Origin of the sequence: Bradyrhizobium sp. RD5-C2 (genome assembly GCF_019972155.1) — a bacterium.
Lineage (GTDB): Bacteria > Pseudomonadota > Alphaproteobacteria > Rhizobiales > Xanthobacteraceae > Bradyrhizobium.
Genome location: NZ_BOVL01000013.1, coordinates 23,007 through 39,231, shown reverse-complemented (window position 1 = coordinate 39,231; position 16,225 = coordinate 23,007). Strand labels below are relative to the sequence as shown.

At 65.1% G+C, this 16,225-nt stretch carries 17 protein-coding genes; 4 read left to right on the top strand and 13 right to left on the bottom strand.

All coding sequences use genetic code 11. The annotated features are described in order from the left end of the window. Positions 1–5: 5 nt before the first annotated feature. Positions 6–311, bottom strand: a complete 306-nt coding sequence (gene clpS, locus BraRD5C2_RS16910) for an ATP-dependent Clp protease adapter ClpS (RefSeq protein WP_024580653.1) — start codon at positions 309–311, stop codon at positions 6–8. 243 nt (positions 312–554) lie between these two features. On the opposite strand from clpS, the gene BraRD5C2_RS16905 reads away from it, so the two are divergent. Continuing rightward, positions 555–1,403 (top strand): DUF1194 domain-containing protein, encoded by an 849-nt coding sequence (locus BraRD5C2_RS16905; RefSeq protein ID WP_223969851.1) that lies wholly within the window; start codon positions 555–557, stop codon positions 1,401–1,403. Between the two features lie 82 nt (positions 1,404–1,485). Here the strand turns inward: BraRD5C2_RS16905 and BraRD5C2_RS16900 are convergent, their stop codons facing one another. From BraRD5C2_RS16900 to BraRD5C2_RS16845, 12 genes are all read right to left on the bottom strand, one after another. Then, positions 1,486–2,307, bottom strand: a complete 822-nt coding sequence (locus BraRD5C2_RS16900; RefSeq protein WP_223969850.1) for a nucleotidyltransferase domain-containing protein — start codon at positions 2,305–2,307, stop codon at positions 1,486–1,488. 53 nt (positions 2,308–2,360) lie between these two features. Continuing rightward, positions 2,361–3,602, bottom strand: coding sequence for a class I SAM-dependent RNA methyltransferase (locus tag BraRD5C2_RS16895; RefSeq protein ID WP_223969849.1), 1,242 nt, complete (start codon positions 3,600–3,602; stop codon positions 2,361–2,363). Further along, on the bottom strand, positions 3,595–4,368 hold the full coding sequence (locus tag BraRD5C2_RS16890; RefSeq protein ID WP_223969848.1) for a TlyA family RNA methyltransferase: 774 nt from the start codon (positions 4,366–4,368) through the stop codon (positions 3,595–3,597). The genes BraRD5C2_RS16895 and BraRD5C2_RS16890 overlap by 8 nt, the downstream gene beginning before the upstream one ends. Then, positions 4,365–4,928 carry a nucleoside 2-deoxyribosyltransferase gene (locus BraRD5C2_RS16885; RefSeq protein ID WP_223969847.1) on the bottom strand — a complete coding sequence of 188 codons (564 nt, stop codon included), beginning with the start codon at positions 4,926–4,928 and terminating at the stop codon, positions 4,365–4,367. The genes BraRD5C2_RS16890 and BraRD5C2_RS16885 overlap by 4 nt, the downstream gene beginning before the upstream one ends. Before the next feature lie 138 nt (positions 4,929–5,066). After that, a complete protein-coding gene (dxs, locus tag BraRD5C2_RS16880; RefSeq protein ID WP_223969846.1) occupies positions 5,067–6,995 on the bottom strand; it encodes a 1-deoxy-D-xylulose-5-phosphate synthase in 1,929 nt (642 codons plus the stop codon). 553 nt (positions 6,996–7,548) lie between these two features. Continuing rightward, on the bottom strand, positions 7,549–7,800 hold the full coding sequence (locus BraRD5C2_RS16875) for an exodeoxyribonuclease VII small subunit (RefSeq protein WP_028334494.1): 252 nt from the start codon (positions 7,798–7,800) through the stop codon (positions 7,549–7,551). Positions 7,801–7,925: 125 nt separating this feature from the next. Continuing rightward, complete coding sequence (locus BraRD5C2_RS16870; protein ID WP_223969845.1) at positions 7,926–8,852, bottom strand: histone deacetylase family protein; 927 nt, start codon at positions 8,850–8,852, stop codon at positions 7,926–7,928. 108 nt (positions 8,853–8,960) lie between these two features. Next, entirely contained in the window at positions 8,961–10,631 is a 1,671-nt protein-coding gene (locus BraRD5C2_RS16865) for a bifunctional metallophosphatase/5'-nucleotidase (RefSeq protein WP_223969844.1), read from the bottom strand. Between the two features lie 76 nt (positions 10,632–10,707). Next, positions 10,708–11,469 carry a crotonase/enoyl-CoA hydratase family protein gene (locus tag BraRD5C2_RS16860; protein WP_223969843.1) on the bottom strand — a complete coding sequence of 254 codons (762 nt, stop codon included), beginning with the start codon at positions 11,467–11,469 and terminating at the stop codon, positions 10,708–10,710. A 240-nt stretch (positions 11,470–11,709) separates the two neighbouring features. Next, positions 11,710–12,438, bottom strand: a complete 729-nt coding sequence (locus tag BraRD5C2_RS16855) for an alpha/beta fold hydrolase (RefSeq protein ID WP_223969842.1) — start codon at positions 12,436–12,438, stop codon at positions 11,710–11,712. A gap of 209 nt (positions 12,439–12,647) precedes the next feature. Further along, complete coding sequence (locus tag BraRD5C2_RS16850; RefSeq protein ID WP_223969841.1) at positions 12,648–13,211, bottom strand: DinB family protein; 564 nt, start codon at positions 13,209–13,211, stop codon at positions 12,648–12,650. 25 nt (positions 13,212–13,236) lie between these two features. Beyond that, positions 13,237–14,127, bottom strand: a complete 891-nt coding sequence (locus BraRD5C2_RS16845; RefSeq protein WP_223969840.1) for a LysR substrate-binding domain-containing protein — start codon at positions 14,125–14,127, stop codon at positions 13,237–13,239. Between the two features lie 185 nt (positions 14,128–14,312). Here BraRD5C2_RS16845 and BraRD5C2_RS16840 point away from each other — a divergent pair, with 185 nt between their 5' ends. The 3 genes from BraRD5C2_RS16840 to BraRD5C2_RS16830 are packed head-to-tail and all read left to right on the top strand — an operon-like array spanning position 14,313 to position 16,158. Then, positions 14,313–14,981 (top strand): hypothetical protein, encoded by a 669-nt coding sequence (locus BraRD5C2_RS16840; protein WP_223969839.1) that lies wholly within the window; start codon positions 14,313–14,315, stop codon positions 14,979–14,981. A 41-nt stretch (positions 14,982–15,022) separates the two neighbouring features. Next, positions 15,023–15,424, top strand: coding sequence for a nuclear transport factor 2 family protein (locus BraRD5C2_RS16835; protein ID WP_223969838.1), 402 nt, complete (start codon positions 15,023–15,025; stop codon positions 15,422–15,424). 41 nt (positions 15,425–15,465) lie between these two features. Then, entirely contained in the window at positions 15,466–16,158 is a 693-nt protein-coding gene (locus BraRD5C2_RS16830; RefSeq protein ID WP_223969837.1) for a VOC family protein, read from the top strand. Positions 16,159–16,225 lie beyond the last annotated feature (67 nt).

The window sequence follows — 16,225 nt, the reverse complement described above, 5'->3', positions numbered from 1 at the left end:
GCTTGCTATTCTTCCGGCTCGGTGGTGAACAGCAGCGGATAGCCTTTGGCGCGGCCGGCATCGGTGGCGCGCGTCGCCTTGGTCTCGGCGACATCCCTGGTGAACACCGCGACCACGCAGACGCCGCGCTGGTGCGCGGTCAGCATCACCTTGTAGGCTTGGTCGTCGGTCATGCGGAATTCACCCTTCAGCACGGTGACGACGAATTCGCGCGGCGTGTAGTCGTCGTTGACCAGGATCACCTTGTGCAGGCGTGGCCGCTCGACCTTGGTCTTCGTCCTGGTTTTCGGCTTGACGACGCTATCGGGCATCGCACTCCCTCGCGATTGCACCGTAAGAATACCGTCTTCCCGTGCGTGTTGGAACCGTTCGATTTGCACGGCGTCATTGCGGCAACGGCACGGCGCGCGGTGCCGCATTCGTGGCAGGTGATGTCTAGCTTGCGGGCCTCTAACTTGCAGGCCTCTAACTTGAATGTGAAGGACAGATGATATCTGCGCTTTTCGCCGCCTGATTTGCGTGTCACCATGACAGGACACGACGGGAGGGCCGCAATGCGCTGGTATGTCTCGATCGGAGCGGTGCTTGTCGCGGGCATGTTGGCCAGCGGCGACGTGGCCGGTGTTGCCGCGCCAGGCCCTGGAACACAGACAGGCCGGCTGGCCGAAAAGGAATCCACGCCGAGCGTCGACATCGAATTGATCATCGCGGTCGACGTCTCCTATTCGATGGACATGGACGAACTCGCGATCCAGCGCGAGGGCTATGCGCAGGCGATCGTTTCCAAGGAATTCCTGCAGGCGCTGAAGGCCGGCCCGAACGGCAAGATCTCGATCACCTATTTCGAATGGGCCGCCTCCAACGACCAGAAGGTCATCATTCCCTGGCGGGTGATCGACGGCCCTGAATCCGCCGACGCGGTCTCCGCCGAGATCATGAAGACGCCGGTGCGCCGCGCCTCTCGCACCTCGATCTCGGGCGCGATCTATTTCGCGATCCCGATGTTCGACGAGAATCCACATCGCGGCCTGCGCCGCGTGATCGATATCTCCGGCGACGGCCCCAACAACAACGGCATGCCGATCACGCCTGCGCGTGATGCGGCGCTCGACAAGGGCATCGTCATCAACGGCCTGCCGATCATGGTGAAGGAGCCGTCCTATTCGACGATGGATATCGAAAATCTCGACTTCTACTACGAGGACTGCGTGATCGGTGGGCCCGGCTCGTTCGTGGTGTCGATCAAGGATCGCGAGAAGTTCAAGGAAGCGATCCGCACCAAGCTGCTGCTCGAGGTCGCCGGCCGCACCCCCGACCGCCCGGTCGTGCGGACCGCCGAGAAGGAGCCACGGGTCAGTTGCACGATCGGCGAGAAGATCTGGCAGGATCGCTGGGGGCGGTAGCAGCCTTGTAAGGTGGGTTAGCGAAGCGTAACCCACCATTCGTTCCGCGGAGGCGCGGCGGGTTACGCTTCGCTAACCCGCCCTACATCTCCCGAACTTCGTTCTCCAGCACCCGCAACGTCTGCATCGCGGCGGTGTGCTCGGCCGCACCAATCTGCCGCCACACCTCGGCGACGCGCCCGGCGAGGCCGCGAACCGTCAACGGAAAATTTGCCGCCTGCGCCAGCGCGCCCTTTTCGTTGATCAGATACTGCCCATTCAGTGCAAACAGCACCTGCGCGATGCAGGACAGCGCGCGATAGGCGCAGCCGGCGATATGCGTGCTGTCGCCGCGCGGCAGCGCAAGCTCGGCATTCTCGATCGCGAACAGGATTTCCCATTGAAAGCGGCGCACCAACGCGTCGCGCAAGGCCGGCGGGTAGGGCGAGGTCTTTGCCTTCAGCGCCGCGACGAAGCCATCGGGATCATGCAGGGCGCGGCACAGCGCAATCTCGCCCATCCAGATCGCCGAGCAGAAGCCGTGCGGATGGCCCGGCTGGTAGTGCATGCTGATCTCCCCGTTCCGGCAGGCATCGATGACGTGAGCGACCTCATCGATGCTGCGGTAGAGCAGGTCGACCTTGCGGCCGCCGATCGCAAGCCAGGCTCCGCCGACGATCCACCGTCCCCATTCGCCGACCGGCGTCACATGGGCAGCAGTGGGGTTGTCGACAAGGCCGGCCACCGCGTCGCGCAGCCGATCGATGTCCAGCGCGGCGCCATCCCGAAAGTAGAGGCCGAGATCGGTGTCGGAGGCTTCATGCGCCGTGCCGCGCGCCCGCGAGCCGCCGAGCACGATGGCGGCGACGCCCGGCACGTCGGCAAGGACGGGAATGATACGTGCGAGCAGCGGATCGTGGGACATAAGATGCGTATTATAGCGAGACCGCCGCCCGCTGCGATAGTCGCCGCGATGCCTCAGCGTGCGAAGCGCGCCACCAGTTCGACATGTGGGGTGTGGCGGAACTGATCGACCGGGGTGACGGCTGATATCTTGTAGCCGCCATCGATCAGGATTTTTGCGTCGCGCGCAAACGTTGCAGCGTTGCAGGACACCGCGACGACCACCGGCACCTTGCTCGCCGCAAGCTGGGTGACCAGCGCCTGCGCACCTTGGCGGGGCGGATCGAACACGACGGCGTCGTAGTCGCGCAATTCCTGCGGCATCAGCGGGCGGCGGAACAGGTCGCGCGCCTCGGCCTTGAGCGGCTTCAACCCCGGCGTCAATTGCGCAGCCTTTTGCAGTGCCGCGACCGCGCCGGCGTCGCTGTCGAAGGCCGTGACCCGCGCCTTCTCGGCGAGGCGGAGCGCAAACGGGCCGACACCGCAAAACAGATCGGCGATGTGCTTGGCGCGCCCACAATGCTCGCGAACCAGCGCAGCCAGCGTCTCCTCGCCCTTGGCGGTCGCCTGCAGGAACGAGCCCGGCGGCAGCACGACCTTCACCTTTCCGATCGCGACCTCGGGAGAGCCGCGCTGCAGCACCAGTTCGCCATGCCGTGTCAGCCGCGCCAGCCGGTGTTTCTCCGCGACCCGCGACAGCGTGGTGATCAGGCTGGTCGGCAGCGCGCCGGAACCGCGCACGTCGATGTCGAGACCGTTGAGCGTCGCGGTCACCTGGATGTCGAGCGGCTTGCCGATCGAGATCAGCGGCTCGGCTGTGGCCCAGGCCGCCTCGAGCGCACCGTCGAGCGCCGGATCGAGGATCGGACAGCGGTCGACCGGGATGATGTCATGCGAACCGGCCGCAGCGAAGCCGACCTTGAGCACCTCATGGGTCCCCATGCGTCCGTGCAGCGTGATGCGGCGGCGGCCCGCGCCATGGGCGTCGAGTAGCGGTGCGACGTCGGCCGCGACCTTCGCCTGCGCCAGCGTCTCGATCACGATGTTGCGTTTCCAGGCGTGGTAGGGCGCGTCGCTCCAGTGCTGGATCGCACAGCCGCCGCAGACGCCGAAATGCGGGCAGAACGGCGCGATCCGCTCGGGGCTTTCCTGCGTCACCCGCACCAGCCGCCGCCGGTCGGGATGATTGCCCGGAACGTCGTCGACCTCGACCGTTTCGCCGGCCAGCGTGGTCGGCACGAAGACCGACTGCGCGCCGTCGATCGCAACGCCGTCGCCGCGATGGCCGACATGGTCGATGGTTAGAAGCTCAGCCACGGCGTGCGCCGAGGAAGAATTCGATGTTGCCGTCGCCGCCGGTGATCGATGACGGGAACACCTGAATGTCGGTGCAGCCGAGCGAGGCGGCAAAGGCGGCGATATCGTCGCAAATCTCCTGGTGCACCATCGCATTGCGGATGACGCCGCGCTTGGCGTGTTTGCGGGCCGCCTCGAATTGCGGCTTGATCAGCGCCAAGAGATGCATCGGCGCGGCCGCCAGCGACAGCGCCACCGGCAGCACCAGCTTCAGCGAGATGAAGCTGACGTCGATCACGACGACATCGGGCCGCGCCGGCAGCCGCTTGCCCTCGAAATTCCTGATGTCGGTCTCCTCCATGGAGACGATCTTCGGATGCCCCTGCAGCGAGGGATGCAGCTGGCCGTGGCCGACATCGATGGCGAAGACGAGGCTCGCGCCATTGGCGAGCAGCACTTCGGTGAAGCCGCCGGTCGAGGCGCCGACATCGAGGCAGACATGGCCCTCGACGTCGATCGGATAATGCTCGAGCGCACCGGCGAGCTTGACGCCGCCGCGCGAGACATAGGGGTGCGCCGGTTCGGCCGTGAGTTCGGCGCCGGGCGCCACGATCTCGGATGCCTTCGCAACCTGTTTGCCGTCGGCGGTGACGAGGCCGGCGTCGATCGCGGCGCGCGCCCGCGCCCGGCTTTCGAACAGGCCGCGCTCGACCAGCAGCACGTCGATGCGCTTGCTGGCGGATACGCCGTTGTCGTTGTCGCCCGGCTTGGTCACTTGCTTGGTCATTTGGCGCCCTGCCGGCGCTGCGCGGCGGCGAGCCGCACGCAGGTCTCGAAGGAGGTGAGATCGTGCCAGAGGTCGGCCGCAGGCTCCTTCGGCGTCACCAGCGGACTGCCGTGCAGATCGAGCGCGTGCATCATCATCAGATTGTCCGGCAAGCCAAACTCTTCCACCGTCAGCCCCTCCGCGTCGATCAGGCGTCCGTCGGATGCCGGCACCACCTGCTGCAGCCGCGCCACACGATTGGCGTAGGACGTGGGATCGTTCGAATAGGCGAGGCACAGCTTGCCGCGTCCTGCCATGTAGCCGAGTTCGTAGACGGTGCCTGCGTCGGCACTGGGGCCGCGAAACGGCGTCAAATTGGCGATGACGGCGTCGGCCGACTCCATCATCGCCTCGTTGCTTTTGAAGATGGTGAGCGAGGCGCCGGCGACCGTGGGATTGATGCTGTTGTCGAGCGGATACAGCCCGGTCAGCCCGTGATAGGCGCAAACCTCCGCCTTGCGGCGGCCGATCTCCACGGCATCCGGCAGGAACACGTCAGGACCTGCCAGATAGATTTTCATAGACTTGCCGGCACCAGGGGCGCCGCCCGAGCAATGAGAGCGTTTTCAAGCGAAGTGGGTATCGGCCTCGCGTGAAGAAAACGCGTCAAAACAAAAATCCAGAGCTCCGTTCCGATTCGATCGGAACGGTTAAGGGCTCTAGGCGAGCTTGACGGTCTCGGTCTTGTAGTCCTTGCCGAGGGTCTCGAAGACCTTGGCAACGATGCTCTTGGCGTCGAGACCCGCGCGGGCATACATCGCAGCCGGCGAGTCATGGTCGAGGAACACGTCGGGCAGGATCATCGAACGGAACTTGAGCATGCCGCTGTCCAGCATGGCGTTGTCGGACAGGTACTGCATGACATGCGAGCCGAAGCCGCCGATCGAGCCTTCCTCGATGGTGATCAGGATCTCGTGGTCGCGGGCGAGCTTCATGATCATCTCTTCGTCGAGCGGCTTCATGAAGCGCGCGTCGGCAATCGTGGCGGAGAGGCCGTGAGCAGCGAGCTCATCGGCGGCCTTCTCGCACTCGGCGAGGCGGGTGCCGAACGACAGCAGCGCGACCTGCTTGCCCTCGCGGACGATGCGGCCCTTGCCGATCTCCAGGGGAATGCCGACTTCAGGCATCTCGACGCCGCGGCCCTCGCCGCGCGGATAGCGCAGTGCGCTCGGACGATCGTTGATCGCAACCTGGGTCGCCACCATGTGAACCATTTCCGCCTCGTCGGAGGCCGCCATGATCACGAAGTTCGGCAGGCAGCCGAGATAGGCGTTGTCGAACGAACCGGCATGGGTCGCGCCGTCGGCGCCGACCAGGCCGGCGCGGTCGATCGCGAAGCGGACCGGAAGGCTCTGGATCGCGACGTCATGGACCACCTGGTCATAGCCGCGCTGCAGGAAGGTCGAGTAGATCGCGCAGAACGGCTTGTAACCTTCGGTGGCGAGGCCGGCGGCGAACGTCACCGCATGCTGCTCGGCGATGCCGACGTCGAAGGTGCGGTCCGGGAACGCCTTGTTGAAGATGTCGACGCCGGTGCCCGACGGCATCGCCGCGGTGATGGCGACGATCTTGTCGTCCTTCTGGGCTTCCTTGACGAGGCTCTGGCCAAACACGTTCTGGTAGGCCGGCGCGTTCGGCTTGGCCTTGGCCTGGGTGCCGGTCGCGACGTCGAACTTGACCACGGCGTGGTACTTGTCGGCGGAAGCCTCGGCCGGGCCGTAGCCCTTGCCCTTCTGGGTCACGACGTGAACCAGGATCGGCCCGGTCTCCATGTCGCGGACGTTCTTTAGCACCGGCAGCAGATGGTCGAGATTGTGGCCGTCGATCGGGCCGACATAATAGAAGCCGAGCTCCTCGAACAGCGTGCCGCCGTCCATCATGAAGCCGCGGGAATATTCCTCGACGCGGTTGGCTCGGTTGGCGAGGATCTTCGGCAGGCGCTTGTTGATCTGCTTGGCCGCCTCGCGCAGCGAGCGGTAGGTCTTGCCCGAGTAGAGGCGCGACAGATAGGCGCTCATCGCGCCGACCGGCGGTGCGATCGACATGTCGTTATCGTTGAGGATCACGATCAGGCGCGAGTTCATCGCGCCGGCGTTGTTCATGGCCTCATAGGCCATGCCTGCCGACATCGCGCCGTCGCCGATCACGGCGATAACGTTGTTCTTGCCGCCGGAGAGGTCGCGTGCCACGGCCATGCCGAGGCCGGCCGAAATCGAGGTCGAGGAGTGCGCAGCGCCGAACGGATCGTAGTCGCTCTCGGTGCGCTTGGTGAAGCCGGAGAGGCCGCCGGCGGTGCGCAGGGTGCGGATGCGGTCGCGGCGACCGGTCAGGATCTTGTGCGGATAGGCTTGGTGGCCGACGTCCCAGATCAGGCGGTCGCGCGGGGTGTCGAAGATGTAGTGGATGGCGGTGGTCAGTTCGACCACGCCGAGGCCGGCGCCGAAATGGCCGCCGGTCACCGACACGGCGTCGATGGTTTCCTGGCGGAGCTCGTCGGCAACCTGCCGCACCTGCTCGACCTTCAGCTTGCGCAGGTCATCCGGCGTGTGAATAGTGTCAAGAAGCGGCGTTTTACTAAATGTGGTCACAGCGAATTTCCAATTTTTGCCTGTCGGAACGAACGGCCCGACGCGAGATGGGTTGGCGCGCTCACCGCGCAGCGAATGCCAGACACTGGGTGCCGTCCCGGCAGGCCCTGCCTGATTGTAAGCCTAGATTCACTCCGGATTGGACCACGTGATATGCATCACCTTGGTCGCTCTTCACCCGTCCCGGTTCAGTTTTGTCGAACCATTTGAGATGCATGCCGCCCGAAAAATTCGGGCCGCCCGACACCCTCAAATGCCCATAGAACTGGAAGCATTACACCAAAGCCGCAGCCAAAGCCAACCCGATAGGGCGCGCAGGGTTCCTATGCGCCGTCCCGAAAAGTCTAGACTTTTCAATGCTTGGGCTAGGATCGGGTTCCATTTTGGCTATTTTAGCGGCAGCCCCGATGGTCCGGATTGGCCTGATTCGCAGCCGCACCCGATTGCCGCGGTCGCCCCGCTGCGTCGTCGTTCAACGGAAATGCGCAGCAACAATCGCCCGCCGAGGCGGACATCCTGTCGCATGATCGCGGCGTATCGGCGCCTCTTGCCGCTACTGCACGTCGAGCGGCTCGGTGCCGGTCGGCTGGCCCGAGGCGTCGGTGGTGATCTTGTCGACGCGGGCTTCGGCCTGGCGCAGCAATTCCTCGCAGCGCCGCTTCAGCGCCTCGCCGCGCTCATAGATCGCGACCGATTCCTCAAGCGGGACCTTGCCGTCCTCGAGCCGCTTGACGATCGATTCGAGTTCCTCGATCGCGCGTTCAAAGGAGAGCTTCTTGACGTCGGCTTGGGTATTTTCGGCCATTATGTGTTCCCAGTGCGCCGATCAGACCGCGATCGGATCTCGTCGTCCAAACATGACCCGTCGCAGGCCATGCTTGCCCCGGCGCAGAATCAATCGAATTTTTGCGGGGGTATTGTGGCGGGGATTTACCTGCCCATCAATGCGGTGACGTGAGATGCCACCGACTCTTTCAGGCCCTCGAGGTCGTAGCCACCCTCCAGCACGGAGACGACGCGGCCGCCGGCGCTCTTGTCGGCGAGGTCCATCAGCTTGCGCGTGACCCAGCCGAAATCCTCGCCGGTCAGGTTGATCGAGGCCAGCGGATCGCGGTGATGCGCGTCGAAGCCCGCCGAGATCACGACGAGTTCGGGGGAGAACTTCTCGAGCTGCGGCAGGATCAGGTTCTCGAAGGCGGAGCGGAATTTGGCGCCGCCGTCGCCGGGCGAAAGCGGCGCGTTGACGACGGTGTCGTGCTCGCCGCGCTCGCCGGCAGCGCCGGTGCCGGGGAATAGCGGCATCTGATGCGTCGAGCAGTACATCACGGTCGGATCGGCCCAGAAGATATCCTGCGTGCCGTTGCCGTGATGGACATCGAAATCGATGATCGCAGCGCGCTTGATGCCGTATTTGCGCTGCGCGTGGCGCGCGGCGATCGCGACATTGTCGAAGAAGCAGAAGCCCATCGGCGTCGACTTCTCGGCGTGATGCCCGGGCGGGCGCACCGCGACGAAGGCGTTCTGGTGCTTGCCCTCCATCACCGCATCCGTCGCCGCCACTGCGCCGCCGACGCCGCGCATCACGGCTTCCCAGGTGCCCGGCGACATCGAGGTATCGCCGTCGATGTAAATCATGCCGGAGGTCGGCGCGATGTGGCGCAACTCGCCGACATAGTGCTCGCCATGACACAGCAGCACGCTGTCGAGGTCGCCTTCCGGTGCGAGGTCGCGCACCAGCGCCTTGAAACGGTCTTCGCCAAGCACCTCGGCAACCGCGCGCAGCCGGTCGGGGCGTTCGGGGTGTCCGGGTGGCGTCAGGTGATCGAGGCAGGCGGTGTGCGTCAGAAGCAGTGTCATGCAAATTCCCGGCGCATTGGGGGCGCGTGCGAGGAGCGTCTAATTTAGGCCGTTACCGGCTCGCCGGAAAGGCCTGTCTCGGCCCCACGGATGTTCCATGTCCGCACTTCAATTGATCCGCTCGATCCGCTTGCCCGCCGCCGGGCCGACCGGGCTGTTGGCCTTGAAGTAGGCATAGAGGGCATCGACGTCGTAGATGCCGAACTGCTGCGCCGTTCCTTCCTTGAACACCGTGAAGCCGTCGCCGCCCTCGGCGAGATAATTGTTCACGGTGACGCGATAGCTCGCGGCCGGGTCGATCGGCTTGCCGTCGAGCGACATCCGCGCGGCGATGATGCGCGCGCCGTCGCCCTTGCTCGCATCCCACGCATAGGCAAAGCCTTTCGAGACCTGTAGCGCACGCGGCCGTTTCGGGTCGGCCCATTGCTGCTCCAGCACGTCCTTGAGCTGCTTGCCGGTCAGCGTCATCGTCACCAGCTGGTTGCGGAACGGCTGGCTGGCGAAGATGTCGGCATAGGTGATGGCGCCGTCCTCGCGCTTGACGATGTCGGTGCGCACGCCGCCGGGATTGGTGAAGGCGATCACCGCGCCGCCATTCGGCTCGGAGCTCGTCGCGCGCAGCTGCGCGTCGGCGACGATATCGCCGAGCACGCTTTCGCCGGTCTCGGCAGGCGTGCGCGACAGCGTTTCCGTGACCGAGCCGGCCGCGCGGTTGGCGATCGGTGCGGCCAGCCGGTCGTAGGATTCCAGCAGCGCGCTCTGCTCCGGGTCCTTGGCTGTGCCGCCGATCGTCACGATGGTGTTGTCGGCCTTGGCGCTGATTACGTCGTGGCTGTTCGGATCGAGCTGAAGGTCGATCGCGGTGACCAGCGTGCCGTATTTGTCGCCTGATGTGACGAGCCGTCCGTCAATCTCGCAGACATAGGCCTGGTGGGTGTGGCCGGAGATCACGACGTCGACCGCCTTGTCGAATTTCTTGACGATGTCGACGATCGGCCCGGAGATGCCGGGGCATTCATTATAGTCGCCGGTTGGAAAGCCGCCCTCGTGGATCAGGACCACGATCGCCTTGACGCCTTTCGCCTTCAGCTCGGGGACCAACGCATTGACGGTCTCGGCCTCATCGCGGAATTCGAGGCTCGCGACGCCGGCCGGCGACACCAGGTTCGGCGTGTTCTTCAGGGTCAGCCCGATGAAGGCCACCGGAATGCCGTCGAACTCCTTGATCTCGTAGGGCGGAAACACCGGTTTGCCGGTGGCCTTGTCGATCGTGGAGGCGGCGAGATAGCGGAATTTGGCCCCCAGGAAGGGATGCGGCCCCTGGCACTTGTCGACCGGGTGGCAGCCGCCATTCTGCATCCGCAGCAGCTCGTCCTTGCCCTCGTCGAATTCGTGATTGCCGACCGACGAGATCGCAAGCCCCATCATCGACAGCGACTCGATGGTCGGCTCGTCGTGAAACATCGCCGACAAGAACGGGCTCGCGCCGATCAGGTCGCCGGCCGCGACGAAGATATTGTTCTTATGGCCTTCACGCAGCTGCTTGACGACGGTCGCCACCCGCTCGGCGCCGCCGGCGGGCACCATGATCTTTTTGGTCGCGTCAGCGGGATCGGTGATGCGGATGCCGCCCGGCGGCGGCCGCAGATAGCCGTGGAAATCGTTGATCGCGAGAATCCGCAGGCTCACCGGCGCTGCGGTCTGCGCCAGGCAGGGGCTTGCCGCGGCCAGTCCGAGTGCGCAGAGCGCGGCGAGGGGCGTAAGGCGATGGTGTCTCATGACCTGTCCATGGCGTGCACGATCATGGAACACACGATCATGGCGCGACGCCACTACAATTTTGCGACGCTTCGTTTCAATCCTTGGTGCGCGCGACGAAGGCCTTGAAGGCGCTGACCGCCTCGTTGGAGCGCATCCGCTCGCTGAACAGATGGTTCTCCTGCTCGATGCGGCGGGTGACGTCCTCGGGCGGCAGCCGGATCAGGCGGCGCGAGATCGCCACCGCCTCGGCCGGCAGTGCGCAGATCTCGCGCGCCACCTTGTGCGCCTCGACCTCGGCATGCCCCGGCGCCACCACGGTGTTGACGAAACCGGCGACGCGGGCGTCGTCGGCCGACATGGTGCGGCCCATCACCAGCATCGCAAAGGCGCGCTGATGGCCCATCGTGCGCGGCATCAGCAGGCTGGAGGCGCCTTCCGGCACCAGGCCGAAATTTGAGAACGGCGTCGAGAACAGCGCGGTCTTGCTCGCCAGCACATAGTCGCAGTGAAACAGCATCGTGGTGCCGATGCCCATCGCGACGCCGTCGACGGCAGCGATGATCGGCTTCACATTGTGGGCCAGTGAATACAGGAACTTGACCAGATCGGAGGCGGGCGGCGTCTCGCCGGTCGAGGTGCCCTGCGCGAGCAGGTCCTCGATGTCGTTGCCCGCGGTGAACACGCCGGAGCCGCCGGTGATGATCAGGCAGCGGATCTTCGGATTGTTCTGCGCCTTGTCGATCGCATCGCTGATCGCGCGAAACATCTCCTGGGTGATCGCGTTCTTCTTCTCGGGCCTGCGCAGCCGGATCACGCGTGTGGCGGCTTCGTCGGTGACTATGACATGCGCGCTCATCAAGCAGTCCCAGGGTAAGCGGTCCGAGTGTCGGCCGGCAGCGTCGCCGGCCGAGGTCGTGACCGCTATCCTACATGATCCCGTGCAAGCCCCAAGGGCTCCAGCGTGTTCTGCTCTGCTTTTCCCCGTGGGCGAGTATGAGAACGGCGCAATGCAGTTAACCGGAATTCGCGATTTCCGGGGTGCCGGCCGCGCAAGCCGAACCGCGGCCGTCGCACGTATCCCTTCATCGTGCTCCGCTCAGCCGCGCCCGACGAACGAGCCGATGCCCCGGCCGACCGCGGCGCCATGCTGGAACAGCGCGCCGAGATGATCGCCGGGGACCGACATAGCTTCAAGGCCGTTCTCCGCGGCAAAGCGCTGCATCGGCGCATGCGGTCCGTCGTCCTGTCCGTTCCAGAGCAGCACGGGCACGCGTGAGGAGAGCACGGCGTCCCTGGCGCCATCGATCTGGCCGAGCGCATCGAAGCAGGCGCGCACGCCGCCTTCGAGGTCGGACGTCACCCATCCCGTGAGTTGCGGCGCGGTGCGGCGTGCAAACGTCATGAAGGCACCATACGTCAGCGGGCCGGCGTTGCCGCGCGGCAGCCCGGTAACAAAGTCCCAGCCGCCGATCGAAAGCGACGCCAGCCGGGCCGGGAAGAACCGGGCAACGCCGACCGCCACCCAGCCGCCCATCGAATGTCCAACCACGTGTGCGCGCTCGTGGCCGAGATCATCGATCACGGCGACGATATCGCCGGCACGTTGTTCCTGATCGTAGAATTCGGGATCGGCAGGCTTGTCGCTCAAACCATGTCCGAGCGAATCGACGCAGACGACGCGGAAGCGATCGGCGAGCGCGTCGACCACGCCGCACTGCTTCCAGCTGGCGGCGTCGAGCAGCAGGCCGTGCTGGAGCACGATCAGTGGCCCGGATCCTTCAACAGTGTAATGGATGCGCTGGCCCCGGTGATTGGCGAATGGCATGTTTGGAGTTCCCCACGTTTCATCGACAGGTGAGCGCGGAGGCGCCGGGATTCAAGGCTGTTCCGGATCGGGAACCGGTCCGCGACGCCCGATCGCGTGCGGAACCTGGCGCTCAAAGCGTTTTCGAGCGAAGTGGATACCAGCTCGCGTAAAGGAACGCGTCAAAACAAGAATCTAGAGCTTCGTTTCGATTCGATCGGAACGAAGCTCTAGCCGCCCCAGACGGTGGCTTCGCGCCAGCCGAGGTCCTTGAACTCGGTTTCCCGCAGCGGCGCCTCGCCGGCGGCGAAGAATTCGTCGAGCTGCGGCGGCTTGACGGTGGTTTCGGAGAGCATCGCGTGGGCCTGGCCGCGATGATGGATCTGGTGCTGAAGCAGATGCATCAGAAGGCGGTCGCGCCGCTCGGTCTGCACGGAAGTGTCGCGGTTGACCTTGACCACTTCATCGAGCCGTTCTGGCGTCAGTGCATCGCAGTGAACAATCAGGCGCTGGTCGATCGCGCGTTGCGCAGCCTGCAGCGCCGCGACCGACGGGTAGGGCACTTCATCGGCCCACGCCTTCGGCCCGAGCCAGCCCCCTTCGAGCGCGTCGATATAGAAGAGATCGATGACATGGATGTGGTTCAGCGTCGCCTGCAGGCTCGGGAAGAATCCGGTCCGCGCGGCGGCGAACTCTGCCTGGCTGAGCCCGGCGCATGCCGTGAGAAGGCGATGATTGGCCCAGGCATTGTTGTAGGCAAAGGCGCGAAAGGTCTGAACGAGGCCTGCTTGCATATTGGTCCTCACTGGATTGAAGGGATCAGGCCGGCGCTCCGGCCAGGCGGCCGACCCGCGATAGCAACAGCTTCAGGATCGGGGATTTGTTGGCCTTGTGATAGGCGAGCACGAGATCGAGCGTCGGCGGCTCTCCCTGCACCGGGCGGGTGGTGATGCTGTCGGGCAGATAGCGCGCCGTGTAGGCCGGCAGCAGCATCACACCATGCGTCGAGGTGATCATCGATATCGCGTGCACGACGTTGTGCACCTCGTGCTCCGGCCTCGGATCGATGCCGGCGCGGTTGAAATAGTCGAGCACGACGCGGCGCACCGCGGGCGCGGATTTGGACGGCAGATAGAAGGTCTCGCCCGCGACGTCTTCCGGCGCGACGACGGTCTGCGCCGCCAGCCGATGGTTGCCCGGAAACACGAACACCAGCGGGTCGGTGCGCACGCGCTTGTACGCCAGGTCCTCCATGTTCTCGTCCGCCCGCATGAAGGCCGCATCGAGCTTGCGCCGCATCAGGGCTTTGGCGAGCAGAGGCGAGTATTCGCTCGACAGGCGGATGTCGATGCCGGGAAACTCCTCGCGCAACAGGCGGCTCACCTCGGGCAGCAGATCGATTTCGGCGCCCGACAGGAAGCCGAGCGAGAAGACAGGCTTCGGCGGCTGGGCTGCGCGCAGCGCCGCTTCCTTGGCGGCTTCGGCCTGCAGCAGCGCCATGCGGGCATGGTCGAGGAATGCCTTGCCGGCGGCGGTCAGCTCGATGCCCTGCGCGCCGCGATTCAAAAGTTGCACCCCGACCTCCTCCTCGAGATCGCGGATCTGCCGGCTGAGCGAAGGCTGTGAGGTGTGGAGCTTCTGCTCGGCGGCGACCGTCAGGCTGCCGGCATCGGCCACGGCAACGAAATAGCGCAGATGCCGAAGCTCCATCGCAGTCTCCCGATCACGGCCTGCCCATCACGTTGCCATCTCTCGCAGGCATGTCTCGCAAGCATGGGGCCAGCTTACAAAGTCTTTTTCAAGCCGGCCAGCGCCCTCTATAGCGAAGCGTATTCCCAGTGCGGGCCCTGCCTCACAGGCAGAGGAGCCGCGCGAAGCCAGGCCGGAGCTTGCGCATGCGGATGAGCCTCAGAGCATTGCTGTTGCCGCTGCTGGTGCTGACAGCGCCCGGCGGCGCCGCCGCGCAATCACCGGGCAATCAAACGAGGGCAAGCGCCATGGAACAGGACGTCGCAACGATCAAGCAGGCACTCGCCGGAAACTGGGAAAGCATCGCGCCCGAGATCCGGCCGAGCAAGAATCCGGATGGCTCGATCAAGCCGTTCTATCTCAAGCGCGCTTTCACCTATCAGTCCTCCGACCGGTTCGAGCTCGTGGTGGTCAACTCGGCCGATCCATACGGCAAGGTGCCGCTGGCGCGGATCAGGATCGTCGGACACATGCAGTGGCAGGGCGCGCATCCGATCGCACCGGGGGCGCAGAAGGTCGACTTCGTCGCCGACGAGGCCTACGAGGTCACGCCGCTGGCGCAGGGCTTTGTCGATGTGCTCAACAAGGTCGCTGCTGCCGGCTACGCGCCGTGGGCGGTTGATGCGCCGCAGAGCATCTTCGGCAAGTCGTTCCTTCCGTTCGGTCTCAAGGAAGGGACGAACTTCATGGAATACGACCTGGTCTATCTCAGGGGCGACCTGCTGTTCTGGGGCGCCCGCAATGTCGACGGCCGCGGTTTCGACATCGAGCAGAACAGGCCGACCAATCTTCAGATCCCGTTGGTCCGCAAGTAACCCTGATCAAGTAACCCTGATAGCGTCAAGGAAGCGAAGCCATGACCGCGTCGAACCAGGATCGCCGCGTCCAGTTCGTACTGGATGCGTTCGAGACCCTGTTCAACAAGCGCGATTACGCCGCGGCTGAGCGGCTCTGGTCGCCGCGCTACATCCAGCACAGCGCGCACATCGCGCCCGGCCGGGACGGGCTGTTCGATCTCGTCAAGGGCTTGCCCGCGACGCTGCGCTATGAGAACCATGTCGGCGCGGCGAGCGGCGATTTCGTCATTCTGCACGGCCGGTTCAGCGGTCATGGTCTGCCGGCGGCATGGGTCGTCGCCGACATCGTGCGCATCGAGGGTGACGTGCTGGCCGAGCATTGGGACGTCATCCAGGATGAGGCGACGCGCGAACAGTCGCGCAGCGGACTGCCGATGTTTGGCGATCGCTTTCCCGGTTGAGCCGGCCCAGCGAGCGCGTGCGGCGGTTGGGGAGACTGGACATGCAACTCGCAAAGAACGTGATCGACGTCGGCCTTTCCACCAACAATCTGGAGCCGATGCTGCAGTTTTGGCAACAGGACGCCGGCGTTCGCTTCGACCACATGTTGCCGATCCGGCGCGGGCAGAAGCAATATCGGCACGACGCACATGGTTCGGTGATCAAGCTCAACCATCATGTCGAGCCGCTGCCGGATGCGGCGCCGAGCGGCTATCGCGAACTGATCGTTGCGCGCGACGGCGTTGGAGCGCCGCAGCGCATGGCCGATCCCGACGGCAACAGGGTTTGCCTGGTGCCGCCCGGACATGACGGCATCACCCAAATTGCCGTTTCCATGGCCGTGCGCGACCTCGCCGTGCACCGCAGGTTCTACGGCGACATTCTCGGCTTCGCCGAGCAATCCTGGTCCGGTGGTCCGGCGTTTCGCCTCGGCGACAGCCTGATCCTGCTCAGGGAAGATCGGGCCGCGGCCGTCGATCCAATTCGGGGCGCGCGCGGCTGGCGCTACATCACGCTGCAAGTCGCCGATATCGACGCGGTGCACGATGAGCTGCGCGCCAAGGGCGTGCGCGAGGGCCTCGCGCCGGTGACGCTTGGCGAGGTCGCGCGGATTTCCATGATCCTCGATCCGGACGGCAACTGGATCGAACTGTCCCGCCGCGCATCGATCGTCGGCAGCCTGTCCGACCGCTAGAGCGTCTTCGCGCGAAGCGGAGGCCGGTTCGCGAGAGGACCGGCGGGCCTTCGCCGGCCAAATTCTT

What these genes read in the sequence shown, in the direction of transcription:
- clpS (WP_024580653.1), bottom strand. Translation starts at nt 311, where the DNA reads ATGCCCGATAGCGTCGTCAAGCCGAAAACCAGGACGAAGACCAAGGTC.
- BraRD5C2_RS16905 (WP_223969851.1), top strand. Translation starts at nt 555, where the DNA reads ATGCGCTGGTATGTCTCGATCGGAGCGGTGCTTGTCGCGGGCATGTTG.
- BraRD5C2_RS16900 (WP_223969850.1), bottom strand. Translation starts at nt 2,307, where the DNA reads ATGTCCCACGATCCGCTGCTCGCACGTATCATTCCCGTCCTTGCCGAC.
- BraRD5C2_RS16890 (WP_223969848.1), bottom strand. Translation starts at nt 4,368, where the DNA reads ATGACCAAGCAAGTGACCAAGCCGGGCGACAACGACAACGGCGTATCC.
- BraRD5C2_RS16885 (WP_223969847.1), bottom strand. Translation starts at nt 4,928, where the DNA reads ATGAAAATCTATCTGGCAGGTCCTGACGTGTTCCTGCCGGATGCCGTG.
- BraRD5C2_RS16875 (WP_028334494.1), bottom strand. Translation starts at nt 7,800, where the DNA reads ATGGCCGAAAATACCCAAGCCGACGTCAAGAAGCTCTCCTTTGAACGC.
- BraRD5C2_RS16870 (WP_223969845.1), bottom strand. Translation starts at nt 8,852, where the DNA reads ATGACACTGCTTCTGACGCACACCGCCTGCCTCGATCACCTGACGCCA.
- BraRD5C2_RS16865 (WP_223969844.1), bottom strand. Translation starts at nt 10,631, where the DNA reads ATGAGACACCATCGCCTTACGCCCCTCGCCGCGCTCTGCGCACTCGGA.
- BraRD5C2_RS16860 (WP_223969843.1), bottom strand. Translation starts at nt 11,469, where the DNA reads ATGAGCGCGCATGTCATAGTCACCGACGAAGCCGCCACACGCGTGATC.
- BraRD5C2_RS16855 (WP_223969842.1), bottom strand. Translation starts at nt 12,438, where the DNA reads ATGCCATTCGCCAATCACCGGGGCCAGCGCATCCATTACACTGTTGAA.
- BraRD5C2_RS16850 (WP_223969841.1), bottom strand. Translation starts at nt 13,211, where the DNA reads ATGCAAGCAGGCCTCGTTCAGACCTTTCGCGCCTTTGCCTACAACAAT.
- BraRD5C2_RS16845 (WP_223969840.1), bottom strand. Translation starts at nt 14,127, where the DNA reads ATGGAGCTTCGGCATCTGCGCTATTTCGTTGCCGTGGCCGATGCCGGC.
- BraRD5C2_RS16840 (WP_223969839.1), top strand. Translation starts at nt 14,313, where the DNA reads ATGCGGATGAGCCTCAGAGCATTGCTGTTGCCGCTGCTGGTGCTGACA.
- BraRD5C2_RS16835 (WP_223969838.1), top strand. Translation starts at nt 15,023, where the DNA reads ATGACCGCGTCGAACCAGGATCGCCGCGTCCAGTTCGTACTGGATGCG.
- BraRD5C2_RS16830 (WP_223969837.1), top strand. Translation starts at nt 15,466, where the DNA reads ATGCAACTCGCAAAGAACGTGATCGACGTCGGCCTTTCCACCAACAAT.